Below are 22,331 nucleotides of genomic sequence, written 5' to 3' on the forward strand. Positions count from 1 at the left end.
GGCGGGGCCGCCTTGGGCGTTGACATCGGGTCACCCGTACGCTGTGCCTGCTGCAGCTCGGTAAAGGCACGGTAAGTGTCCCGTACTCAGCACCAGCACTCTGCGCTCGGTATGTGCTCGACAAGGGGAGGGGATCGCGGGTGGCCGCGATGCAACTGACTCGTACGCACCGGATACTCATAGGCGTGGTGGTCGCGGGAGCCGTGGTCATCGCAGGGATCGGTTTCGCGGGCTCGTACTCCGCGGTGCGTGCCCTCGCCCTGCAGAAGGGGTTCGGCAGCTTCTCGCTGGTGTTCCCGATCGGTATCGACGCGGGCATCTGTGTGCTGCTCGCGCTGGACCTGCTGCTGACGTGGCTCCGGATCCCCTTCCCCCTGCTGCGCCAGACGGCGTGGTTGCTGACGGCGGCCACGATCGCGTTCAACGGTGCGGCCTCCTGGCCGGATCCGCTGGGTGTCGGGATGCACGCCGTGATCCCGATGCTGTTCGTGGTGACGGTGGAGGCCGCCCGGCACGCCGTGGGTCGGATCGCGGACATCACCGCGGACCGGCACATGGAGGGTGTGCGCATCACCCGGTGGCTGCTGTCGCCGATACCGACCTTCAAGCTGTGGCGCCGCATGAAGCTGTGGGAGCTGCGCTCCTACGAGCAGGCGGTCGGTATGGAGCAGGACCGGCTGATCTACCAGGCCCGGCTGCAGGCGCGGTACGGGCGTTCGTGGCGGCGCAAGGCCCCGGTGGAGGCGCTGATGCCGCTGAAGCTGGCGAAGATCGGGGTGCCGCTCGCGGAGACGACCGCGGAGGCGCTGGCGGCGACGGGCATCGAGCCGGCGGTGCTGCCGCCGGTCGACGTACAGGGGCAGCAGCAGCAGTTCCAGCAGACCCCGGCGCTGGCTGCCGCCGCGCCCGGGCCGGGGCAGCAGGGCCAACTCGCGCAGCAGAGTCAGCAGGGGCAGCTCGCTCAGCAGGCCGCCGCGCAGGCCCAGCAGGCGCAGAACCCGGCCGGTGTTCCGGGTGCTCCCGGTGCCGCCCAGCACGCCCCGCCGGCCTTCGCGGTGGACCCGACGGCCATGCCCGCGGCCCACAACAGCGCGTGGTTCGCCGCTCCGCTGGCGCCGCAGGCGGCGTACGAGGGCGGCTACAACCCCCAGTACGTGGAGGGTCTGGAGCCGACCCCGGTCCTGCCCCCGATGGGCCCGGACGAGGAGCGGCCCGCGCAGCAGGAGCTGCCGATCCCGGCTCCGCGCCAGGAGGAGGCCCCGGAGGAGGGGCCCGAGACTCCGGACGAGGCCGAGTTCGCGGAGGTCGCGTACAAGGTGTTCTGTTCGCTGTCCGACGAGAAGCAGGACTACCCGTCGGCCGAGGCGCTCGACATACACCTGTCGGACGGTTACGGCGTGACGCACCCGCGCAGCGGTTCGCTGCTGCGCCGGATGATCCCGGCGTTCAAGCTGCGGTACAACAAGGACCGCGAGGCCGAGCACATCGCCTGACGGTGATCGCCTGACGGCGACGTTCCGACGGCGACGGCCGGACGGACGGACATGCGGAAGGGCCCGCACCCCGAGGGGTGCGGGCCCTTCCGCATGTCCTGCGAGCCCGGGTGGGCTCAGACGGCGAGCAGCTTGCGCACGCGGTCGGCGCCCACCGCCAGCAGCAGCGTGGGCAGGCGCGGCCCGGTCTCCCGGGTCACGAGGAGGCGGTAGAGCAGCGCGAAGAAGGTGCGCTGCGCGACCTTGAGTTCCGGGGTCGGCTTGGCATCGGGTTCGAGGCCGGCCATGACCTTCGGGACGCCGTAGACGAGGGTGGTCAGCCCGTCCAGGGACCAGTGCGAGTCCAGTCCGTCGAGCAGCAGCCGCAGCGATGCGCGGCCTTCGTCGTCCAAGGACGACAACAGCTCGGTGTCGGCCTCCTCGCGTACGAGGGTCCGCTGGTCGGCCGGGACCTGGGTGGTGATCCAGTTCTCGGCGCGGTCCAGGCGCGGCCGTACCTCGTCGAGGGAGGCGAGCGGCTGCGACGGGTCGAGGTCGGTCAGGATCCGCAGGGTCTGCTCGTCGTGGCCGGCGGTGATGTCGACGACGGACGCGAGCGTCCGGTACGGCATCGGCCGCGGGGTGCGCGGCAGCTCGGAGGCCGCGGTGCGCACGGCGCGGGTGTGCGCGGCGGCGTCGGCGGGCAGGACGGAGCCGTCGGCGACCTTGGCCTCCAGCTTGTCCCACTCGTCGTAGAGCCGCTGGATCTCCTGGTCGAAGGCGATCTTGAAGGACTGGTTGGGGCGGCGGCGGGCGTAGAGCCAGCGCAGCAGCTGCGGTTCCATGATCTTCAGCGCGTCGGCCGGGGTGGGGACCCCGCCCTTGCTGGAGGACATCTTGGCCATGCCGCTGATGCCGACGAACGCGTACATCGGTCCGATCGGCTGCTCGCCGCCGAAGATGTGCACGATCTGGCCGCCGACCTGGAAGGACGAGCCGGGCGAGGAGTGGTCGACGCCGGAGGGCTCGAAGATCACGCCCTCGTAGGCCCAGCGCATCGGCCAGTCGACCTTCCAGACCAGCTTGCCGCGGTTGAACTCGCTGAGCTTGACCGTCTCGGTGAACTCGTCCTCGGTGCAGACGTAGGTCATCTCGGTGGTCTCGTCGTCGTACGAGGTGACCTTGGTGAAGTCCTTGCCGCACTCGCCGCAGTACGGCTTGTACGGGAAGTACCCGCCCTCGCCGCTGCTGCCGTCGTCCTCGGCGGCGGCGCCGGAGCCTTCGGCGGCCTCCAGCTCGGCCTCGTCGACCTGCTTCTGCTGGGGCTTCTTGCCGCCCGGCTTCTGCTTGGTGCGGTACTGGTCGAGGACGGCGTCGATGTCGCCGCGGTGCTTCATCGCGAACAGGACCTGCTCGCGGTAGACGCCGCTGGTGTACTGCTCGGTCTGGCTGATCGGGTCGTAGTCCACGCCCATCTCGGCCATGGCTTCGACGAAGGCGGCCTTGAAGTGCTCGGCCCAGTTCGGGTACGCGGATCCGGCCGGGGCGGGCACGGAGGTCAGCGGCTTGCCGATGTGCTGGGCCCACGACTCGTCGATGCCGGGCACGCCCGCGGGCACCTTGCGGTACCGGTCGTAGTCGTCCCAGGAGATGAGGTGGCGGACCTCGATGCCCCGGCGGCGGATCTCGTCCGCGACCAGGTGCGGGGTCATGACCTCCCGGAGGTTGCCCAGGTGGATGGGGCCGGAGGGGGAGAGTCCGGACGCGACGACGACAGGTTTGCCGGGTGCTCGGCGCTCCGCCTCGGCGATGACCTCGTCCGCGAAACGGGAGACCCAGTCGGTCTCGGTGCTGCTCTGAGCCACGACACGTCCTTCTATCTCGAATGCTGGCTTCAGCCATTCTCCCAGACGGAAAGGGCCGCTCCGAGGTTGCTTGCCGACCCGCGCCGACCCGCGCCGAGCCGGTCAGCCGTCGCCGACCGGGATCCGCCCGAGTCGCCGCACCGCGGCGAGGATCTGCTGCTGCCCGGCGTCCAGCGCCATGGGCATCAGCACGAGCGGGCTGCCGTGACGCCGGACGTACGCCGCGGCCCGGCGCTCGGGGGGAAATCCCGAAATCCGGCCGGCCCCTCCGTGGGATACTCGGGGCTTGTCGGAACAACCAAGTGCACCCACCGGCACAACCTCACAGGAACGGCAGCTCATGGCCTCGGTCCCTTCCCTCGCTTCTTCCGTCGATCAGCGCGTCGCGGACGCCCTTGCCTCCGCCCTGCCGGAGGCCGGTGGCGCGGACCCGCTGCTGCGACGAAGCGACCGGGCCGACTTCCAGGCCAACGGCATCCTGGCGCTCGCGAAGAAGGCGAAGGCCAACCCGCGCGAGCTGGCGGCGACCGTGGTCGAGGGCATCCCGACGGGTGACCTGATCCAGGAGATCGAGGTCTCGGGCCCCGGCTTCCTCAACATCACCATCACCGACCGGGCGATCATCGAGACGCTGGCCGCGCGGGCCGGCGACGACCGTCTGGGCGTGCCGCTCGCGGCGAACCCGGGCACCACGGTGATCGACTACGCGCAGCCGAACGTGGCCAAGGAGATGCACGTCGGGCACCTGCGTTCGGCCGTGATCGGCGCGGCGATGGTGGAGATCCTGGAGTTCACGGGCGAGAAGGTGGTCCGTCGCCACCACATCGGCGACTGGGGCACCCAGTTCGGCATGCTCATCCAGTACCTGCTGGAGCACCCGCACGAGCTGGACCACAAGGGCGGCCACGACGCCGACGAGCAGGCCTCCGGCGAGGAGGCCATGTCCAACCTGAACCGGCTGTACAAGGCCTCGCGCGCGCTCTTCGACTCGGACGAGGAGTTCAAGACGCGGGCCCGGGCCCGGGTGGTGGACCTCCAGGCGGGCGACCCGGAGACCCTCTCCCTGTGGCAGCGGTTCGTCGACGAGTCGAAGATCTACTTCTACTCCGTCTTCGACAAGCTGGACATGGACATCCAGGACCCCGACGTGGTCGGCGAGTCCGGCTACAACGACATGCTGGTGGAGACCTGCAAGCTGCTGGAGGACTCGGGCGTCGCCGTCCGCTCGAACGGCGCGCTGTGCGTGTTCTTCGACGAGTACAAGGGCCAGGACGGCAACCCGACCCCGCTGATCGTGCAGAAGTCGGACGGTGGTTTCGGCTACGCGGCGACCGACCTGTCGGCGATCCGCGACCGGGTGGGCAACCTGGACGCCTCGACGCTGCTCTACGTCGTGGACGCACGCCAGTCGCTGCACTTCAAGATGGTGTTCGAGACGGCCCGCCGGGCAGGCTGGCTGAACGACGAGGTCAAGGCCGTCCAGCTGGCGTTCGGCACGGTGCTCGGCAAGGACGGCAAGCCGTTCAAGACCCGTGAGGGCGAGACGGTCCGGCTGGTGGACCTGCTGGACGAGGCGGTGGAGCGGGCCGCCACCGTCGTGCGCGAGAAGGCCAAGGAGCTGAGCGAGGAAGAGATCGCCGAGCGCGCGGCCCAGGTCGGCATCGGTGCGGTGAAGTACGCGGACCTGTCGACGTCGGCGGCCCGCGACTACAAGTTCGACCTCGACCAGATGGTGTCGCTGACCGGTGACACGTCCGTGTACCTCCAGTACGCGTACGCCCGTATCCAGTCGATCCTCCGCAAGGCCGGAGACGCACGGCCCGCGGCCCGCGCGGAGCTGGCCCTCGCCCCGTCCGAGCGGGCACTGGGTCTGCACCTGGACCAGTTCGGCGAGCTGATCGCCGAGGCGGCCTCGGAGTACGCCCCGCACAAGGTCGCGGCGTACCTCTACCAGCTGGCGTCGCTGTACACGACGTTCTACGCGGAGTGCCCGGTCCTCAAGGCCGACACCCCGGAGCAGGTCGAGAACCGTCTCTTCCTGTGCGACCTGACGGCCCGCACGCTGACGAAGGGCATGGCCCTCCTCGGAATCCGCACGCCCGAGAAGCTCTGACCTCGCTCGATCCGCACAACCCGCGTCATATGTGTACGGCCCCGGCAGCTGCTGCCGGGGTCGTACGCATTTCGTGATCTCCCCGGCCCCCACGATCCATCGGACCCCATTAATCTGATCGTGTTCAAAACTTACTGGGGGGAACACGCACGTGAAGAACTTCAAGCGCATGGCCGCCGTGGCCGCGGTGGCCGTCGCCGGCCCGACCGTCCTGACCGCGACGCCCGCGATGGCCGCCGACCAGCCGGCCGTCATCGTCCCGGACGTGGCGCCGAAGGACGACGCCGCCGACGCCGGTACGCCGACCCCGGCCGTGCCGGGCGTCCAGACCCCGGTCCCGGCCCCCGCGCCCGCCGTTCCGGACGCCCAGGCGCCCGCGCCGCAGCCGGCGCCCGTCGCCGAGAAGGCGGCGAAGGACGCCAAGAGCGAGGCGGACACGCAGGACGCCGAGGCCGAGGCCGAGGCCGACGGGATGCTCATGGGCCCCGACGTCACAGTGGCGGGCATCCCGAAGAACGGTTTCAAGGCCGACGGCAGCTGGACCCCGCTGCAGGTGACGGTCGACAACGGCGGCCACGTCGCCGTGCCGAACTACACGCCCACCCTCTCCGTCGACGGGTACGGCGGCACGTTCAAGCCCTCCCAGGTCAAGGTCGAGTGGAAGACCGCCGGCGGAACTTGGCAGTCCGCCGAGCTGACCCAGGGCGAGGCGTTCGGCAACAGCCTCCAGTACAGCTTCGGGACCAATACGACCCTCGCCAAGGGCACTTCCTACACGGTCGACGTGCGGATCGCGTTCTCCGCGGGCACCACGGTGATGCCCTTCGATCTGACCTCGGCGGGCTTCAGCCGTGTCGGGAACCACGTCGATTACTCGCCCTCCGCCTGGTACAACGCCACGATCGCCGGTGCGGTCGACGACCGCGAGAACCCCTTCGTCGAGGGCCCCGCGCTGACGGTGAACGGCGTGCCGGAGACCATCAAGGCCGGCGGTGACTGGACGAACCTGTCCGTCCGCGTGGACAACTCCGGGAAGGAAGCCCTCAAGGGCTTCAACGTCGGGCTGGTCCTGGCCCGTCCGGACTGGGTCAAGATGAAGCCCTCCCAGATCAAGGTCGAGGTCCTGAGCAAGGACAAGAACGGGAAGGCCGGCTGGCACGAGGCCGAGGTCTGGTCCGAGGAGGAGAGCGTCTTCTTCGGCATCGATCTCGCGGGCGGCCCGGTCGCGGCCGGCCAGAGCTTCGACGTCCAGTTCCGGATCCGCTTCGCCGCCGACGCTCCGCTCGGCGCCGTCAGCATCTTCTCGTGGGGTTCGTCCCAGGTCGGCCCGGACACCCCGACGCCGTGGGCGGACTCGCGTTCCAGGGCCCGCCTGACGACCATCGTCGCCGCCTCCACGAACACGGGCGGGAACGGCAACGGCAACGGCAACGGCAACCAGCCGAACCCGAACGGTGGCGCCAAGCCGATCACCGACACGACCGGCACCACCGGCACCACGGGCACGACCGGTGGCGAGCTGGCCGCCACCGGCAGCGACCCGGCCACCACCTGGGCCCTCGGTGGCGCGGGCGTGGCCCTCGCCATGGGCGCCGCCCTGGTCGCGGGCACCGGTCGCCGCCGCCGCACCACCGCCTGAGGCACGAACGCCCGAGGCACGACCGTCTGACGCACGACCGGCGCGCACCCGTACGGCCCGATCCGGGCCGTACGGGTCGCACGGGTCGCACCGGACGTACGGTCGTACCGGTCGTACGGACCAGGTAGGACACGGCCCGGACCGGCGCGCGCCCGTGGACCGCCCCCGGCGTGTCGGCGGACCGTACATATTTCGCAATCCTGTAGCCCTCTGCAAGCCCCTCCCACCTCACTAACCTTGGCGCCTCCCAAGGGGTTTGGGGTGGCTCCGGACATGTCCGGAGCCCGGGGAGGTAAAGAGCATGCAGTTCAAGCGCATGGCCGTCGTGGCAGCAGCCGCGGTGGCCGGCCAAACACTCCTGATGGCCGCGCCCGCAATGGCCGAGGAGCATCCGGCGGTGACCGCGCCGGACGTGGTACCCGAGGACACCGCCGGGCCGTCGGACGACGCGCAGGCACCGGCGAAGGAGAAGACGAAGCAGGAGAAGGCCGAGGAAAAGGCCGAGCAGACCCCGGCGAAGCAGCCGGAGAAGAAGCCTGCGGAGAAGGCCGGGGGGCCGGCCGCGGAGAAGACACAGGCCGAGGACACCGACGCACAGCAGCCCGCCGTCCAGGCCGTGGCCGCACCCGCGGCGCCCGACGCACCCGCCGTCCCGGCCGCGCCCGAGGCAGCGGCCCAGACGCCGGCGCAGGCCGCCGCGCCCGAGACTCTCGAAGCCGATGAGGACACCGGGTCCGACCGGATCCTGATGGGGCCCGAGGTCACGGTCCAGGGCATCCCGGCGGCCGGGTTCAAGGCCGACGGCAGCTGGACCCCGCTCACCGTGACCGTCGACAACTCGGGCCACGTCGCCGTCGACGAGTACACCCCGATGCTGGGCGTCTCGCAGGCCGCCGGACAGTTCGCGCCGGCCCACATCAACGTCGAGTACAGCACCGCGGGCGGGCCGTGGACGGCCGCCGCACCGGTCCAGAGCGCGGCCCCGACGCTGGGCTACGCCCTCGGCGGCGCCGCCGCGATCCCTGCGGGCCAGATCCGGACCATCGACGTCCGGATCAGCTTCGCCGCGGACACCCCCGTCGTGCCGTTCGACCTGACGGCGGACGGCACGGGCCGGGTCGGCACCTCCACCGGCAGCTCCCCCACGTCCTCGTACGCGACCAGGATCACGGGCGCGCCCGGCGGTGACGAGGACCCCGTACGGGTCGAAGGTCCGGCCCTGACGGTGAGCGGGCTACCGGAATCGGTGCGGGCGGGCGGTGACTGGACGGAGCTCTCCGTCCGGGTGGACAACGCGGGCAAGGCCGAGCTGGCCGCCTTCGACCTGGGACTGGTCCTGGCCCGGCCCGACTTCGTCTCGATGCAGGTCTCGCAGATCACGGTCGAGGTCCTGCGACCGGCCGCGGACGGACTGCCGGCGGCCTGGCAGTCCGTCGAGATCACCTCGGACGAGGACGGCTACTTCTTCGCGGGCGGCCTTGTACGCGGGCCGATCGGCGCGGGCGCGGCGTTCGACGTCCCGGTCCGCGTCCGCTTCGCCGCCGACGCCCCGACCGGCTCGGTCTCCTTCTTCGCCTGGGGCACCTCCCAGGTCGACGCGGAGACGCCCCCACCGTGGGCCGGCTCCCGCTCGACCCGCCGCCTGACCACCCTCCTGGAACCGGCCCCGGGCCCGGGTGGGGAGACCCCGGGTGGAGGGACTCCCGGCGGGGAGACCCCGGGCGGGGGCACCCCCGGCGGGGAGACCCCGGGCGGAGGCACCCCCGGCGGGGAGACCCCAGGCGGAGGCACCCCCGGCGGGGAGACCCCAGGCGGAGGCACCCCCGGCGGGGAGACCCCAGGTGGCGGGACCCCGGGCGGAGGCACACCCGGCGGCGGGACCCCGGGCGGGGAGAGCCCAGGTGGCGGGACCCCCGGCGGCGGGACCCCGGGCGGAGGCACACCCGGCGGGGAGACCCCTGGCGGAGAGGCCCCCAGCGGCGAAACGCCGGGCAGCGGCACCCCCGGTGGCCAGACACCCGCCAGCAGCACCCCGCCCGGCACACCCGGCGGCAACGGGCCGGTGCCGAACGGCGGCACCAGCACCACCCCGATCAACAGCGGGAGCAACACCGGCACCACCGCCACCCCCAGCGGGAGCGCACTGGCCGCCACCGGCGCCGACCCGGCCACCAGTTGGGCCCTGAACGGTGCGGGCGTGGCCCTCGCCATGGGCGCGGCCCTGGTCGCGGGTACCGGTCGCCGCCGCCGTACCAACTGACGCCCCACCGAAGCCCCACCCGGCTTCACCCGTACGGCCCGATTCGGGCCGTACGGGCCGGGTAGGGGACGGCCCGTCCTTCCCCCACCCACCATCGGAGGCCTCGGTGCCCGACATGAACGGCCCCTACAAGCCCGGCACTCCCTGCTGGATCGACCTGATGGTCCCCGACCAGCAGGCCGCCCTCGACTTCTACTGCGACCTGTTCGGCTGGCAGGGCGAGGTCGGCCCGGCCGAGCAGGGCGGCTACTCCGTCTGCACCCTCAAGGGGCGGCCGGTCGCGGGCATCATGAAGGCGATGAACCCGGACGGCACCATCCCCGACCCGATGCCGCCGACCGTGTGGACCACGTACCTGGCCACCGACGCCATCGACCCCACCATCAAGTCCGTCACCGACGCCCACGGCACGGTCATGATGGGCCCGGTGGACGTCATGGACCTCGGGCGGATGGCGGTCGTCGCCGACCCGACCGGAGCCGTCTTCGGCCTCTGGCAGGCGAACTCCTTCGACGGCGCCGGCATCGTCAACGAGCACGGCGCCCTCATCTGGAACGAGCTGAGCACCAGCGACGTCCCCGCCGCGGCCGCGTTCTACTCCGCCATCCTGCCGATCTCCACGTCCGCCTCCCAGATGCCGGGCGCCGAGGGGTACACGGAGTTCAAGGCCTCCGGCCGTGTGGTGGGCGGAATGATGAACCTGGACAAGACGCCGCCCGGCACTCCCCCGAACTGGCTGCCGTACTTCCAGGTCGACAACGTGGACGAGATCCAGGCCGCCGCCGTACGGGCCGGGGCCACCGTCCTCGCGCCCGCCTTCGACATGGTGGCGGGCCGCATGGCCGTACTGGCCGACCCGCAGGGCGGACCCTTCGCGGTGATCACCTCGACGGTCACGGAGCAGCCCGCCTGACGTGACCCGGCCCACAGGAATGTTCTTCCTGTGGGCCTCCTCCTTCTCGGTGACGGTTCGTCCATCACCGAAGGGGGCTCATTCACATGAGGAACAAGCACGCGGGGGCGGGGGCGGCCGTGGCCGGGCTGCTGGCGGCCGACGCCGCACTGCACCTGTACTGGGCCACCGGCGCGACCTGGCCCGCCACCGACGAACGGGCGCTCTCACTGGCCGTCCTCGGCATCGAGACCTCCTTCGGACCGGGCGCGGTACTTCCCCTGGCCGCCGTTCTCCTGACGGGAGCCACCGCCGTGTTCGCCCACACCCGCGGGCGGGGCGGCCGGACGACCCGTGCCGTCACGGGCGCGGTCGCGGCCGGCCTGGCCGTACGGGGCCTCGCGGGCCTGGCGTGGGCGGCCGGGCTTCTCCCCAGCCCGCCGGACAGCCCCTTCCGCACCCTCAACCTGCTGCTCTACACGCCGCTCTGCCTCGCCGCCGCCTGGGCGGCGGTCCAGGTAGCCGCGCGGCGGAACTCGCACCAGACGACCTTCCCGGGCGTCCGGGCCAGCGCCCCCCAGTCGTCGGAGAGCGCGCCCAGGAGGGTCAGGCCGTGACCGTGCGGCCGCTCGGTGATCCGGGAGAGCCCGGGTCCGCTGTCGTGCACCTCGATGCGGACGGTCGCGTCCTCGAACCCGAACAGCCGCAGCAGGTAGCCCCGGCCGGGCGGGACCCCGTACCGCAGGGCGTTGGCCGCCAGCTCGCTCACGCAGAGCAACATGTCGTCGACGCCGTCGGTGACGCCCCATGCGTGCAAGGTGTCACGTGTGAACTGGCGCGCAGCTGCGACGGTTCGGGGTGAGCGCAGGTAGAGACGCTCGCGCATGAGCGCCGCCTGAATAGTTGGATTCACGGGACGATCGTCGCGTTGCGTGACTAGCGTGTGGCTGAGCGCCGACCCGTACTCATCGATGAGTACGGGTCCGCACGGGGTATTCCGCCTGCGCGGGTGGGGAGTTCGCAGTCATGCCACCGAGGAAACGAGTACGGCCGAACGCGACGACCATGAAGATGGTCGGCGCGATGGTGGCCGCCGCCCGCATCGCCAAGAACCTGACCCAGAAACAACTGGGAGAGCTGGTCAGGCTGGATGAGGAGACCATCGCGTCCATCGAGCAGGGCCGACGCACTCTGATGCCGAACGTCGCGGAGCTGATGGACCAACATCTCGGGCTTCCCGGAATGTTGTCCGTCGCTGCTCACGGGATGCCCGAGAAGGATCCGACGCCGACGTGGTCCGAGGAGTACATGGACCTGGAGAAACGCGCCGTCGCGTTCTCCTGGTACGAGGTCTTGGTTCTGCCGGGACTGCTGCAAACCGAGAACTACGCACGGGCCTTGTTCCGCGGCCGCGTCCCGGCGTTCGTCCAGGAGGAGATCGAGACACTGACATCCCGCCGGATGGCGCGGACCGAGCTGCTGCACCGGGAACGTCCACCGACCTTTTCCTTCGTGGTGTCGGAAGCAGCGCTCCGCGACCGGATCGGCGGGAACGCGGTCTACAGCGAGCAAGTACGTCATCTGCTGAGCTGCATGAAGTTGCCGCACGTGACACTCCAAGTGCTCCCATTCGGGCAGGCCTCCCACCCCGGCCTCGCCGGCTCGTTCGTCATGCTGGAAACACCGGAGCACGAGCACCGCGCCTACGTCGAAAGCCAGCGCAGTAGCCAGCGCGTCACTCACCCTGACGACATCAGCATCCTGACCCTGCGATATGCCATGCTGCGGACTCAGGCCCTCAACCCCGAGGAGACCACAGCCTTTTTGAGTCGTCTGGTAGGAGAGATATGAGCACCGCTCTGCAGTGGTTCAAGTCCAGCTACAGCACCGATGAAGGCGACGTTTGCCTCGAAGTCGCCACCGGCCCGGACACCGTCCACGTCCGGGACTCGAAGGTCCAGGACGGGCCGATCCTGGCGCTCGCGCCGGCGAGCTGGGCGGCGTTGACCGGCTGGCTGGCTCGATAGCCCACCTCATCCAGATCCGCGAATGACAGGTGTCGTTTGATGTACCCGACAGAGCCGGCGGAAGCCTGGATCGATGATGCGCGCAACATACTGGTCGCGCCGTCGACGTTGCAGGACAGCGACCTGATCAGGGACTTCTTCGGGTCCACGATCACACCGGAGGACCTCGCTTCCGGTTCGCCCGACCTCGCGCGCAAGACCGTCTACCTGTGTGGCGACGTGTCCGGGATCAGCGGCCGCCGGCTGAAGGCGGCGGAGCGGGTGTTCGTCGTCCGGGAGCTGTCGTACGGCTACGACGGGGGCGTCGAGGCACCTTGGACCCTGGTCGATGTCGGCCGGGTTCCCGTCCGGTTGCACGGCGCCGGCGTGTACTACCGCCGCTTCTTCGACATCGACGCCGATCACTTCGGGCGGATCCGTGCGGAGCACGCCTTCCAGTCCCTGACGGAGTCCACCAAGCCCGGAACGGCCCATCGCAGCGGAATCTATCTGACGCCCGTCGAGGAGAACGGTGACGAGCTGCATTTCCGCCTGCTCCGGTGTTCCACGAATCTCTCGGGGCCGACCGAGGGATTTCGCGCGACCGACACCCGCATCGTCGAGGCTCTGAATCGCGAGGCCGCCACCGTCTTCCGGGGCCAGGCGCCGCTGAATCACGTCCTCGCGCAGATCTACCACAACGCCGGTGCCACGGCCGAGCGCAAGCAGTCCAAGGCCAAGATTTCGGCCCATGCCGACAAGACCAAGGACATGCCCGTCAATGGCGTCATGGCCTTCTGCACCTTCTACGACGGACTCGAAAAGCTGCGGCCCCTGGCCGAAGACGCCTTCGACTACGGCGTGAAGCGTGCCAGCGGGCTGACCCGACTCCGCTTTCGCCTCAAGGAGCCGATCGTGGACGGCGATGGGGTCGCGCTCCCCTCACAGTTCGAGCTGACGCTCTACCCCGGCTCCGTTTTCTTCATGCCGTTGTCCACCAACCGCCTGTATACGCACGAGATCCGGCCCTCGACGTTGGGCGCCGATGTGCTCCCGACCCGCCTCGGGTACGTGGTGCGTTGTTCGAGTGCCGAGGCCGTTCACAAGGACGGTCGGACGTTCCTCAAGGGGGGCGGGAATCCGGTGGAGTTGGGGCCGCCCACACCGGAGGGCATGGACGAGCTGCGCAGGCTGTACGCCGAGGAGAACAGGACCTCGTCCTTCATCGACTACGGCGATGAATTCCTCTTCAGCATGAACACGGGAGACTATGTTGCCCCCCGCGTCTAGGATCTCGGACGAGATCATCTCGTACTCGTTGCCGGCCGAGCAGGATCTCTTCGCGGAGCTGTCCTCGTCGGCTCGTCTGGAAGACGTGGGAAAGGGCCGGCAAGGTGCCGTGCTGACCAGGGTCGACGGGGCGCAGGGGGTGCCTCTCGTTCGCACCACCACTCGGTACGGTAGCCCGGCGCAGCGTTTCCGTGCGGTGCACGAGCGGCTGGCCGTGCGGATTCAAGAACACCCAGCGATCCCGATCGGCTTCAACAACGCGCTCATCGAGAGCTACACGAACGCGTACAGAACCATGGGCGGTCATTCCGACCAAGCCCTGGATCTCGCCGACGGGTCCTTCATCGCCGTCTTCTCCTGCTACCGGAATCCCGAAGCCGGTCCACCGCGGAAGCTGGTGTTCGCGTCGAAGGGGTCCGGTGCGAGCGACACGTTCGAGATCCCTCTCGCCCACAACGCTGTCGTCGCGTTCTCCGTCGAGTCGAATCGGCGGTTCACGCACAAGATCGTGCTGGACACGTCCGTCCCGACGTCGGACAACCTGTGGTTGGGCGTGACGTTCCGGACGTCGAAGACCCTCGTCCGGTTTCGCGACGGACAGGTGCACCTCCCGGAGGGTGCGCGCCTGACCTCGGCCGACGACGAGCAGAAGCGCGAGTTCTACCGACTGCGGCGCCGCGAGAACGAAGAGGTGGACTTCGTCTACCCGCCGCTGACGTACACCGTCAGCGAGAGCGATCTACTGCCGCCGCTCTGACGTCAGGGGGGCCAGCCCGTCGAGGATGCGGTCCAGGCCGAAGCGGAACTGGAAGTCCGGCTCGCCGGAGCCGGTGAAGGCGTCCGAGTCCAGTAGCCGCGTCACCGCAGGGTGGCTGTCCGGTCCGGTCATGAGCCGCAGTGTGCGGATGTACTGGCCGAGCGCCTGGTCCGGCGCGACCCCGGACTCGATGATGGCGTCCATCATGTCGGCCGCCATCGTGGCCTCGTTCCGTACGAGGCCCCCGATCAGGATGATCGTCGAGAGCTTCTCGCTCTCCTTCAGGGCCGTGCCGGCCATCGACGCGAGGCCCCGGTCCATCCAGGCCAGCTGGTTGGGGGAGACGGGCGCGGCGGTGATCGGGATGCGCAGGATCCAGGAGTTGGCCATCAGGACGGCCCGCTGTGCGTACGCCCAGTTCGTGAGCAGCTCGCGCCAGCTCCACCCCTGCGCCTCGGGCGGAAGTGGCGGCGGGGCGCCGACGCCCGCGTCCGCCATGAGGACGTAGAGCTCCTCTTTCGCGGCGACGTAGCGGTAGAGGGACATCGTCGAGACGCCCAGTTCCTTGGCCACCCGGCCCATGGAGACGGCGTCCATGCCCTCACTCGCGGCCAGCGTCACGGCCGCCTCCACGATCTTCGGCAGCGTGAGCGTGGGGCGCGGCCCCTTGCTCGGGCGGTCGCGCAGACCCCAGGCCATTTCCAGGCTGGCCGGCAGCCCGGTCCCGCCGTCCTCGTCCTCCGCCATGACCGCCCACTCCTCGATTGACCCCCATCCTAGTTCTGTGTATTACTTACACAGAAGAGCGTAAGGCATACGCAGAAGATGGGGAAGGGAGCACCACCCCTCATGACCACGCACGCCTCCGGCAGCCTCGGCATCCACGCAACAGGTCTGACCAAGTCCTACGGCGACCTCCGCGTCCTCGACGGCATCGACCTCGCCGTCCCGCGCGGTAGCGTCCTCGCCCTCCTCGGCCCCAACGGCGCGGGCAAGACCACCACCGTCAGGATCCTGGCCACCCTCACCGCCGCCGACGCCGGCACCGTTCGGATCGCCGGGCACGACACCGTCACCGAACGTTCCCGGGTTCGTGAACTCATCGCGCTCACCGGCCAGTTCGCAGCCGTCGACGAGCTCCTGACCGGCACCGAGACCCTCCGCATGATGGGCCGCCTGGCCGGGCTCTCCCCGCGTGCCGCCCGTACGCGCGCCGACGAGCTCCTCGCCCGATTCGGCCTCACCGAGGCGGCCGGACGCACCGCGAAGACGTACTCCGGCGGCATGCGCCGGCGCCTCGACCTCGCGGCGAGCCTGGTCTCCCGGCCGGAGGTGATCTTCCTCGACGAGCCGACCACCGGGCTCGACCCGCGCAGCCGCCAGGATCTCTGGGAGCTCGTACGGGAACTGCGCGCCGACGGCACCACCGTGCTGCTCACCACCCAGTACCTGGAGGAGGCCGACCGACTCGCCGACCGCGTCGCCGTCCTCGCCGACGGCCGCATCGCCGCCGAGGGCGCCCCGGCCGAGCTCAAGGCCCGCGTCGCCGGACACCGGCTCGACCTCACCCTCACGACCACCGCCGCCTACGAGGCCCTCGCCCCGCGCGCCGTCCACCTCGCCCCCGACGAGCTCACCCTCGGCCTGCCCACCGACGGCACCGCCGCCCACGTCCGGACCCTGCTCGACGAACTCGACCCGGACCGCACCGACATCGACCGCTTCACCCTGCGCAGCGCCACCCTCGACGACGTCTTTCTCGCCCTGACGGGAGCCGACCGATGACCGCCCTCGCCCTGGCAGGCCGCAGCCTGCGCATCAGCAGCCGCCGGCCCGACGCGCTGATCGCCGCCCTGATGCTGCCCGTCATGCTGATGCTGATCTTCGTCTACTTCTTCGGCGGGGCCATCGACACGGGCACCACCTACGTGACGTACGTGGTGCCGGGCGCGATGCTGCTCTGCGCCGGCTTCGGCGCGGCCTCCACCGCCGTCAGCGTCGCCGAGGACATGACGAACGGCGTCATCGACCGCTTCCGCTCCCTCGACATCGGCGGCATCCCCGTCCTCGCCGGACACGTCGCCGCCTCCGTCGTGCGCAACCTGGTCTCCACGACCCTGGTCCTCGCCGTCGCCCTCGCGATCGGCTTCCGGCCCCAGGCCGGACCGGCGGCCTTCCTCGCCGCCGCCGGGCTGCTGCTCACGTACATCACGGCGATCTCCTGGCTGGCCGCCGCGCTCGGGCTGCTCGCCAGGACGCCGGAGGCGGCGGGCGGCTTCACCTTCCTGATGATGTTCCTGCCGTACCCGTCGAGCGCCTTCGTCCCCATCGAGACCATGCCCGGCTGGCTCCACGGCTTCGCCGACCACCAACCGCTGACCCCGGTGATCGAATCCCTGCGGGCACTGCTGCTGGCGCAGCCCGCCGGAAGCGCGCCCTGGGTGGCCCTGACCTGGTGCGCGGGCATCACGGCCACGGCCATGGTCCTGGCGGCGGTCCTGTTCCGCAGCAGAACCCGCTGACGGGCTCCGGTCGGAGCCCCTCAGCGGGCCTGTGGGCCTGCCGCTCAGTGGTTGAGCGGGTAGGAATGACGGCCCGTGGCCTCATCGATCTCGGCGTGGGCCTTCTGCAGCATCTGCGACGCGAGATCCATGAGCGCACGGGCGCCCGCGATCTCTTCCCCGACCCTCAACTGCTCCGGGTCGGAGGGATGACGCAAGGCATAGCCCCGCGCCTTGATCTCGGAGCCGTCCCCGAGTCTTACCAGGGCCGCCGCACTGGTGCGGTGGCCCTCCTCGGTGAATTCGAGCTCCACATGCCACCCGACGAGCGTGGCCATGGTGCATCACCTCCAGGGGGTCACCCGTCCTTCCAGGGTGCGCCCGGGGCGAGACGAACGCGAGCGGGGGCTCCGGCGGTGCCGGGAGCCCCTCGATCCCCGAAGCCCCCGCCCCGCCCTCCCGGCCCCGCCCGAGCAGCTCCCGCCCCCGAAGGCCCGGCCGGAGACCGCCCGGCGGCGGGCCGGCATCGGATCATCGGCTCAATGCGCGTTGAACGACCAGAAGACGCCGACCTCGTCCGCGGACACCGCGATCAGGCCGAGATCCATCATGAAGTCGGTGAAAGGGTGGCCGCCTTCGAGCTCCCGCGCCAGAAAATCGGGCGCGTCGCAGGTGCGGGCGAGGTCGGAGGAGGTCCGGAACGCCGCATCGGGGCCGAATCGGTCCAGCAAGGTCCGGGCGTCCGCGAGCACCGCGTCCCGGTCCTCCCGCAACCGGACCGGGGAGTCCTCGAAGAACCACTCCTGCGCGAGCGAGGCGAGCAGCTCGACGGCGGCGCCGGCCGTGATCGGCCGGAGCCCGGCGCGCAGGTCCTCGGCGGTCAGCGTGCGGAACGGGTAGAAGGGGTAGCCGGCCTCCCGGCCCGCCTTGAACGTCTCCGAATCCCGGCCGGACCAGCCCCGCGGGTCGGCGACCGACCGCTGCATGACGGCGCGGACGTCCTCGGCCCAGTCCTCGTGCAGCCGGGGGCCGCTCCTGGCGAGGGTGTAGACGTCCTCCAGGAGCCTGAGCAGTGCGGCTTCCCAGGCGGCGACGTCGATGGTCGGGGTCGGCACGGAGCGGTCCCCGTAGGGCTCAGACGTCACCGAATGTCCAGAACAGCCCGACCTCGGTGTCGGAGACCACGACCAGTCCGCAGTCCTCCCCGTAGAACGTCATCGGCGTCCAGCCCACTGACTGCCCCCCGAAGTCCAGCCTGCCGACGTGACCGACCGTGCTGACGTTGGTGTGACAGGTGAAGGCGTCCCCGTAGCGCGCGAGGATGGTGCGAGCCATCTCCTGCAGCTCTTCGAAGCTCTCACTGAGCCTTTCGAGGTTCCGCAGGGTGCAGCGGTCTTCCGTGATGGCGAGCAGGAGGTTCTCGGCACTCGCACGGTCGATCTCCCGCAACCGTTCCCCCACATCGGCCGGGGTGAGCCGTCGCTGGGGGTCGGCCTTGAAGGGCGGGCGGAAGGGGTACGCGGGGAATTCCGCCGTGCGCTCGTTCGCGGTGTCGTCGAGCCCGGTCCAGCCACGCGGGTCGGGGACAGCGCGCTCCATGACGGCGAGCACGTCGACCTGCCAGTCCTCGTGGGTGCGCGGACCGGTGGCGCTGAACGTGAACGCGTCCTCGTACAAGTGCCGTACGGCCGCTTCCCAGGTTTTCCGGTCGGTGGACATACTCGAAGAGCCTTCCTCATGAAGCGCTGCGCGTCTGAGTTCCTGCGCCCGCCGGTGGTTCGGGAAGGCCCTGTTCAGCGGTGGCCGTCGGCCGTGTGCTCGTCCGACGCCGCACCACGTGCGTACGTACACCTAGGAGTTTCGCAGGTCAGCGAGCCCGCTACATGAGTACACGCACTCATGTTCGTTTGCCTCCGGCGGAGTTCACTGGATCCATGACCTCGGACACCGCCCGCCGGCCCCGCGCGTTCGTCGCGCCGCTCGTCTCCACGCTGCTGACGCTGCCGATGGCCGCGATCACGTTCTTCTTCGTCGGGTTGTCCCCGATGGCCTGCGACTCCTGCGGGGACGCGGCGAGCGACCGGTTCGACGCCTCGTACGACGTCGCCTTCCCCGTCTTCGGGTTCGGCCTGCTGGTGGTCCTGGTCGTGCTGGTCGCCGCCTGGGCGCTGCCCTGGCAGCGGCGGTACGCCGCCGCCAGGGTGTGGCTCGCCGTCGTCGCTCCGGCCGCCGTCGTCCTCGACGCCGTCGTCTTCAACGGCCTCGTCGACTGGCCGTAGCCGCCGCCGGCGCAGGTCAGCGGGCCTCGCGCAGCCAGCCGGCGACCTCGGTCGCCCAGTAGGTGAGGATCGTGTCGGCGCCCGCCCGCTTGATGCCCAGCAGGGTCTCCAGGATGGCGCGGTCGCGCTCGATCCAGCCCTTCTCCGCCGCCGCCTCGATCATCGCGAACTCGCCGCTGATCTGGTACGCCGCCACCGGGACGTCCACCGCCTGCGCCACCCGGTAGAGGATGTCGAGGTAGGGACCGGCCGGCTTGACCATCACCATGTCCGCGCCCTCCTCCAGGTCGAGGGCGAGCTCCCGCAGCGACTCCCGGGCGTTCGCCGGGTCCTGCTGGTACGTCTTGCGGTCGCCCTGCAGCGAGGAGGCGACGGCCTCGCGGAAGGGACCGTAGAAGGCGGAGGTGTACTTCGCCGTGTAGGCGAGGATCGAGACGTCCTCGTGCCCGGTCTCGTCCAGCGCGTCACGGATGACACCGACCTGGCCGTCCATCATCCCGCTCGGCCCGACCACGTGGACGCCCGCGTCCGCCTGGACCTGCGCCATCTCGGCGTAGCGCTCCAGCGTCGCGTCGTTGTCGACGTGCCCGTGCTCGTCCAGCACGCCGCAGTGGCCGTGGTCGGTGTACTCGTCCAGGCACAGGTCCGACATGATCACCAGGTCGTCCCCGACCTCGGCCTTCACATCGCGGATCGCGACCTGCAGGATCCCGTCCGGCTCGGTGCCCGCCGTGCCCAGCGCGTCCTTGTTCTCGTCGGCCGGGACACCGAACAGCATGATCCCGGCGACCCCCGCCTCGACCGCCTCGACGGCGGCCTTCCGCAGCGTGTCCCGGGTGTGCTGCACGACGCCCGGCATCGCGGAGATCGCCAGGGGCTCGCTGATGCCCTCCCGGACGAACGCCGGGAGGATCAGGTCCGAGGGGTGCAGCCGGTTCTCCGCGACCATCCGCCGCATCGCCGGGGTGGTGCGCAGCCGGCGGGGCCGCGAACCGGGGAAGGATCCGTACGCGCTCATCTTCAGTCGCCTCTTCGAGCATCGACAGCAGTCCGGACAAGGGTAGAGCCCGGGCTCCCCGCTCCCGGGCTCCACCCGTCCCCCGGCCGTCCCCGCGGTCAGTGCGAGAGCTCCACCGACAGGTACGGGGCCAGCGCCCGCAGGAAGTCCGGCGCGTCGAACATCGCGGCGGCCGAGGCCACACCCGTCGTCCTGGCCCGCCCGGACAGGAGCCGCTCGACGGCCTCGACCGCCAGCGGCGCCGTGACCGCGTAGATGTCCTGGCCCCGGGCCGTGGCCCGGCGCTCGATCCCGCCCGACCGCACCAGGACGTCGACCACGAAGGTCTGGTCCGAGCGGCCGAGGTCGTCGACGGCCTCCGGCGCCGGCGTGTCCGCCCCGGCGAGATCCCGCGCGGCCTCCGCGGCCATGTACGTACGCACCTCGGGCACGTCGACATGGCTGGGCACGGTGACGACGTCGGCCATCGTGAACTCCGCGATCACCGTCCGCCGGCCCAGCGGCGCGGGGAAGTCCCACTCCTGCTCCGCCAGTTGGTCGTCGTGGTAGCGCAGGGCGCCGTCCGTGAACCGCACCCGACGGCCCGCGCGTCGCTCGTGGGACACCGTGCCCGCCTCCCGGGTGCCGGCCGTGGGTCGCCAGCTGCTCAGCCCGTACGCGACGTGCACCTCGTCCGCCGCCTCCCATCCGCCGGTGGCCACGCCGACCAACAGGTCGCCGAGGCCGCCGTAGAAGGCCATGGCCGGCACCACGGGCACCTCCGCCTCACGGGCCGCTTCCGTGTGGTCGGCGAACATGGCCGCGTTCGCCTCGATCTCCGCCGCGACGTCCACGTACGGGATCCCTGCGCGCAGGGCCGCCTCGACGACCGGGCCGCCCGTCACCGCGAACGGTCCGGCGGCGTTGATCACGGCCGCCGCTCCGGCGAGGGCCCGGTCCAGGGAGGCCGGGTCGTCCACGGTGGCCGGGCGGACGAGCACGTCCGCCCCGCCCTCGGCGGCCAGTGCCTCCAGCCGGGCCTCGTCGCGGCCGGAGACGACGGTGGCGATTCCGCGCCTGCGCAGCTCGGCGACGATGAAGCGACCGGTGTGCCCGGTCGCCCCGTAGACCACCACCGCGCCGGTCGTACCCGCGTCCGCCGTGTTCGCCGTGTTCGCCGTACCCACCGTGCTCATCGCTGTCCCCGTTCGCGTCGTATCCGCCGTCTCGTTGAACCCAGTCTCGGGGGGCCCCACACCCGACCGTGATGGTCCGGAACGACATCACCCGTACAGTTTCGGACATGCCTACTGTCGCCCTGGCCGCCGCCGGTCGCATGCTGCACTTCGAGCTGGCGGTGGCCTACGAGATCTTCGGCAATCCCCCGCCGGACGCTCCGCGCGGCTGGTACGACGTACTGCTCTGCGGCCCGGGCCCGGTGCGCGTCGGCCCGTTCACCGTCGAGCCCGACCACGGCCTGGAGCGCCTGGTCCGGGCCGACACCGTGATCGTGCCCGCGTGCGCCGACGTGGACGAGCCGCCGCCGCCCGAGCTGGTCGACGCCGTGCGCGCCGCCCACGCGGCGGGGGCCCGGGTCGCCTCCTTGTGCACCGGGGCCTTCGTGCTCGGCGCCGCGGGCCTGCTGGACGGGCGGCGGGCCACCACCCATTGGGCGCACGCCGCGGAGCTGAGCGCACGGCATCCGTCGGCCGAGGTCGACCCGGACGTGCTCTACACGGACAACGGCAGTGTGCTCACGGCCGCGGGCAAGGCCGCCGCCGTGGACCTGTGCCTGCACCTGGTCCACCTCGACCACGGCGCGGCCGTCGCCAACTCCGTCGCCCGCCGTCTCGTCATGGCGCCGCACCGGACCGGCGGTCAGGCCCAGTTCGTGGCCACCCCGGTGCAGGTCACGGGCGGGGACCACCAGCTCGCCGACCTTCTCGACTGGGCCCGGCAGCGCCTGGACCGGCCGCTGACCGTCACCGACATGGCGCGCAGGGCCAGTACGAGCCCCCGCCACCTGGGACGGCGTTTCCGGGCGGTGACCGGCCAGACGCCGCTGCAATGGCTGCTGACCCAGCGGGTCCGCCGGGCGCAGGAGTTGCTGGAGGCCACCGACGAGACGATCGAGGCGGTCGCCGTGGCCACCGGCATGGGGACGGCCACCACCCTGCGCCGCCAGTTCAAGCGGGTCGTCGGCGTCCCGCCCGACACCTACCGCCGCACGTTCCGCACCGCGAACCCCGCCTGACGGCCG

General features: G+C 70.9%; 21 protein-coding genes and 1 pseudogene. 14 read left to right on the plus strand and 8 right to left on the minus strand.

Annotated features, from left to right (window positions below; genetic code table 11):
• Nucleotides 1-149 precede the first annotated feature (149 nt).
• On the plus strand, nt 150-1,493 hold the full coding sequence (locus ACWG52_RS16420; RefSeq protein ID WP_453128930.1) for a DUF2637 domain-containing protein: 1,344 nt from the start codon (nt 150-152) through the stop codon (nt 1,491-1,493).
• A gap of 116 nt (nt 1,494-1,609) precedes the next feature.
• Here ACWG52_RS16420 and lysS read toward each other — a convergent pair whose 3' ends face one another.
• On the minus strand, nt 1,610-3,337 hold the full coding sequence (gene lysS, locus ACWG52_RS16425) for a lysine--tRNA ligase (RefSeq protein WP_389808142.1): 1,728 nt from the start codon (nt 3,335-3,337) through the stop codon (nt 1,610-1,612).
• Between the two features lie 340 nt (nt 3,338-3,677).
• On the opposite strand from lysS, the gene argS reads away from it, so the two are divergent.
• The 5 genes from argS to ACWG52_RS16450 all read left to right on the plus strand — a co-directional run bounded on the left by argS (nt 3,678) and on the right by ACWG52_RS16450 (nt 10,858).
• Nucleotides 3,678-5,450 (plus strand): arginine--tRNA ligase, encoded by a 1,773-nt coding sequence (gene argS, locus ACWG52_RS16430; RefSeq protein WP_389808144.1) that lies wholly within the window; start codon nt 3,678-3,680, stop codon nt 5,448-5,450.
• A 151-nt stretch (nt 5,451-5,601) separates the two neighbouring features.
• Entirely contained in the window at nt 5,602-7,089 is a 1,488-nt protein-coding gene (locus tag ACWG52_RS16435; protein WP_453128931.1) for a hypothetical protein, read from the plus strand.
• A 301-nt stretch (nt 7,090-7,390) separates the two neighbouring features.
• Entirely contained in the window at nt 7,391-9,349 is a 1,959-nt protein-coding gene (locus tag ACWG52_RS16440; RefSeq protein WP_453128932.1) for a hypothetical protein, read from the plus strand.
• 115 nt (nt 9,350-9,464) lie between these two features.
• Nucleotides 9,465-10,262 (plus strand): VOC family protein, encoded by a 798-nt coding sequence (locus ACWG52_RS16445; protein WP_389808275.1) that lies wholly within the window; start codon nt 9,465-9,467, stop codon nt 10,260-10,262.
• A gap of 86 nt (nt 10,263-10,348) precedes the next feature.
• Nucleotides 10,349-10,858, plus strand: coding sequence for a DUF3995 domain-containing protein (locus ACWG52_RS16450; RefSeq protein WP_389808153.1), 510 nt, complete (start codon nt 10,349-10,351; stop codon nt 10,856-10,858).
• On the opposite strand, the pseudogene ACWG52_RS16455 reads toward ACWG52_RS16450, so the two are convergent.
• Nucleotides 10,846-11,127 (minus strand): annotated as a pseudogene (locus ACWG52_RS16455) (ATP-binding protein); the annotation flags it as partial. The gene ACWG52_RS16450 and the pseudogene ACWG52_RS16455 sit on opposite strands and share 13 nt — an antisense overlap.
• Before the next feature lie 185 nt (nt 11,128-11,312).
• Between ACWG52_RS16455 and ACWG52_RS16460 the strand changes: the two are divergent.
• Genes ACWG52_RS16460 through ACWG52_RS16475 form a run of 4 tightly spaced genes read left to right on the plus strand, consistent with a single transcriptional unit; the run spans nt 11,313 to nt 14,294 of the window.
• A complete protein-coding gene (locus ACWG52_RS16460) occupies nt 11,313-12,092 on the plus strand; it encodes a helix-turn-helix domain-containing protein (protein ID WP_376142220.1) in 780 nt (259 codons plus the stop codon).
• Nucleotides 12,089-12,268 carry a DUF397 domain-containing protein gene (locus ACWG52_RS16465; protein ID WP_033224113.1) on the plus strand — a complete coding sequence of 60 codons (180 nt, stop codon included), beginning with the start codon at nt 12,089-12,091 and terminating at the stop codon, nt 12,266-12,268. Before ACWG52_RS16460 ends, ACWG52_RS16465 begins: the two co-directional genes overlap by 4 nt.
• Nucleotides 12,269-12,307: 39 nt before the next feature.
• Entirely contained in the window at nt 12,308-13,537 is a 1,230-nt protein-coding gene (locus tag ACWG52_RS16470; protein WP_389808158.1) for a hypothetical protein, read from the plus strand.
• Nucleotides 13,521-14,294 carry a hypothetical protein gene (locus tag ACWG52_RS16475; RefSeq protein ID WP_389808161.1) on the plus strand — a complete coding sequence of 258 codons (774 nt, stop codon included), beginning with the start codon at nt 13,521-13,523 and terminating at the stop codon, nt 14,292-14,294. Before ACWG52_RS16470 ends, ACWG52_RS16475 begins: the two co-directional genes overlap by 17 nt.
• Here ACWG52_RS16475 and ACWG52_RS16480 read toward each other — a convergent pair.
• The gene (locus tag ACWG52_RS16480; RefSeq protein WP_389808164.1) at nt 14,277-15,041 is read right to left on the minus strand and encodes a TetR/AcrR family transcriptional regulator; all 765 of its coding nucleotides are present in this window, start codon (nt 15,039-15,041) and stop codon (nt 14,277-14,279) included. The genes ACWG52_RS16475 and ACWG52_RS16480 overlap by 18 nt on opposite strands.
• Before the next feature lie 102 nt (nt 15,042-15,143).
• Between ACWG52_RS16480 and ACWG52_RS16485 the strand changes: the two genes are divergently transcribed.
• Together ACWG52_RS16485 and ACWG52_RS16490 are read left to right on the plus strand one after the other, a co-directional pair.
• On the plus strand, nt 15,144-16,079 hold the full coding sequence (locus tag ACWG52_RS16485) for an ABC transporter ATP-binding protein (RefSeq protein ID WP_389808167.1): 936 nt from the start codon (nt 15,144-15,146) through the stop codon (nt 16,077-16,079).
• Entirely contained in the window at nt 16,076-16,816 is a 741-nt protein-coding gene (locus ACWG52_RS16490) for an ABC transporter permease (RefSeq protein ID WP_389808169.1), read from the plus strand. Before ACWG52_RS16485 ends, ACWG52_RS16490 begins: the two co-directional genes overlap by 4 nt.
• Nucleotides 16,817-16,860: 44 nt before the next feature.
• Here the strand turns inward: ACWG52_RS16490 and ACWG52_RS16495 are convergent, their stop codons facing one another.
• From ACWG52_RS16495 to ACWG52_RS16505, 3 genes are all read right to left on the minus strand, one after another.
• The gene (locus ACWG52_RS16495; protein ID WP_365267601.1) at nt 16,861-17,133 is read right to left on the minus strand and encodes a DUF1876 domain-containing protein; all 273 of its coding nucleotides are present in this window, start codon (nt 17,131-17,133) and stop codon (nt 16,861-16,863) included.
• A 201-nt stretch (nt 17,134-17,334) separates the two neighbouring features.
• Entirely contained in the window at nt 17,335-17,940 is a 606-nt protein-coding gene (locus tag ACWG52_RS16500; protein WP_389808172.1) for a hypothetical protein, read from the minus strand.
• Nucleotides 17,930-18,514, minus strand: coding sequence for a hypothetical protein (locus ACWG52_RS16505; protein ID WP_389808174.1), 585 nt, complete (start codon nt 18,512-18,514; stop codon nt 17,930-17,932). Before ACWG52_RS16505 ends, ACWG52_RS16500 begins: the two co-directional genes overlap by 11 nt.
• 215 nt (nt 18,515-18,729) lie before the next feature.
• Between ACWG52_RS16505 and ACWG52_RS16510 the strand changes: the two genes are divergently transcribed.
• The gene (locus ACWG52_RS16510) at nt 18,730-19,074 is read left to right on the plus strand and encodes a hypothetical protein (RefSeq protein WP_453128933.1); all 345 of its coding nucleotides are present in this window, start codon (nt 18,730-18,732) and stop codon (nt 19,072-19,074) included.
• Between the two features lie 16 nt (nt 19,075-19,090).
• Here ACWG52_RS16510 and hemB read toward each other — a convergent pair whose 3' ends face one another.
• Both hemB and ACWG52_RS16520 read right to left on the minus strand, forming a co-directional pair.
• The gene (gene hemB / locus ACWG52_RS16515) at nt 19,091-20,092 is read right to left on the minus strand and encodes a porphobilinogen synthase (protein WP_266381919.1); all 1,002 of its coding nucleotides are present in this window, start codon (nt 20,090-20,092) and stop codon (nt 19,091-19,093) included.
• Nucleotides 20,093-20,190: 98 nt separating this feature from the next.
• Nucleotides 20,191-21,267: a saccharopine dehydrogenase NADP-binding domain-containing protein gene (locus ACWG52_RS16520; RefSeq protein WP_389808178.1), complete on the minus strand. Its 1,077-nt coding sequence runs from the start codon at nt 21,265-21,267 to the stop codon at nt 20,191-20,193.
• Nucleotides 21,268-21,374: 107 nt separating this feature from the next.
• Between ACWG52_RS16520 and ACWG52_RS16525 the strand changes: the two genes are divergently transcribed.
• On the plus strand, nt 21,375-22,325 hold the full coding sequence (locus ACWG52_RS16525; RefSeq protein ID WP_389808180.1) for a helix-turn-helix domain-containing protein: 951 nt from the start codon (nt 21,375-21,377) through the stop codon (nt 22,323-22,325).
• Nucleotides 22,326-22,331: the final 6 nt, after the last annotated feature.

This window comes from Streptomyces sp. CLCI03, from assembly GCF_053615355.1.

Excerpts from the sequence above, each read along its gene's own strand:
- ACWG52_RS16420 (WP_453128930.1), top strand. The coding sequence starts at position 150 with ATGCAACTGACTCGTACGCACCGGATACTCATAGGCGTGGTGGTCGCG.
- argS (WP_389808144.1), top strand. The coding sequence starts at position 3,678 with ATGGCCTCGGTCCCTTCCCTCGCTTCTTCCGTCGATCAGCGCGTCGCG.
- ACWG52_RS16440 (WP_453128932.1), top strand. The coding sequence starts at position 7,391 with ATGCAGTTCAAGCGCATGGCCGTCGTGGCAGCAGCCGCGGTGGCCGGC.
- ACWG52_RS16445 (WP_389808275.1), top strand. The coding sequence starts at position 9,465 with ATGAACGGCCCCTACAAGCCCGGCACTCCCTGCTGGATCGACCTGATG.
- ACWG52_RS16450 (WP_389808153.1), top strand. The coding sequence starts at position 10,349 with ATGAGGAACAAGCACGCGGGGGCGGGGGCGGCCGTGGCCGGGCTGCTG.
- ACWG52_RS16460 (WP_376142220.1), top strand. The coding sequence starts at position 11,313 with ATGGTCGGCGCGATGGTGGCCGCCGCCCGCATCGCCAAGAACCTGACC.
- ACWG52_RS16465 (WP_033224113.1), top strand. The coding sequence starts at position 12,089 with ATGAGCACCGCTCTGCAGTGGTTCAAGTCCAGCTACAGCACCGATGAA.
- ACWG52_RS16470 (WP_389808158.1), top strand. The coding sequence starts at position 12,308 with ATGTACCCGACAGAGCCGGCGGAAGCCTGGATCGATGATGCGCGCAAC.
- ACWG52_RS16480 (WP_389808164.1), bottom strand. The coding sequence starts at position 15,041 with ATGGCGGAGGACGAGGACGGCGGGACCGGGCTGCCGGCCAGCCTGGAA.
- ACWG52_RS16485 (WP_389808167.1), top strand. The coding sequence starts at position 15,144 with ATGACCACGCACGCCTCCGGCAGCCTCGGCATCCACGCAACAGGTCTG.
- ACWG52_RS16490 (WP_389808169.1), top strand. The coding sequence starts at position 16,076 with ATGACCGCCCTCGCCCTGGCAGGCCGCAGCCTGCGCATCAGCAGCCGC.
- ACWG52_RS16495 (WP_365267601.1), bottom strand. The coding sequence starts at position 17,133 with ATGGCCACGCTCGTCGGGTGGCATGTGGAGCTCGAATTCACCGAGGAG.
- ACWG52_RS16505 (WP_389808174.1), bottom strand. The coding sequence starts at position 18,514 with ATGTCCACCGACCGGAAAACCTGGGAAGCGGCCGTACGGCACTTGTAC.
- ACWG52_RS16510 (WP_453128933.1), top strand. The coding sequence starts at position 18,730 with ATGACCTCGGACACCGCCCGCCGGCCCCGCGCGTTCGTCGCGCCGCTC.
- hemB (WP_266381919.1), bottom strand. The coding sequence starts at position 20,092 with ATGAGCGCGTACGGATCCTTCCCCGGTTCGCGGCCCCGCCGGCTGCGC.
- ACWG52_RS16520 (WP_389808178.1), bottom strand. The coding sequence starts at position 21,267 with ATGAGCACGGTGGGTACGGCGAACACGGCGAACACGGCGGACGCGGGT.
- ACWG52_RS16525 (WP_389808180.1), top strand. The coding sequence starts at position 21,375 with ATGCCTACTGTCGCCCTGGCCGCCGCCGGTCGCATGCTGCACTTCGAG.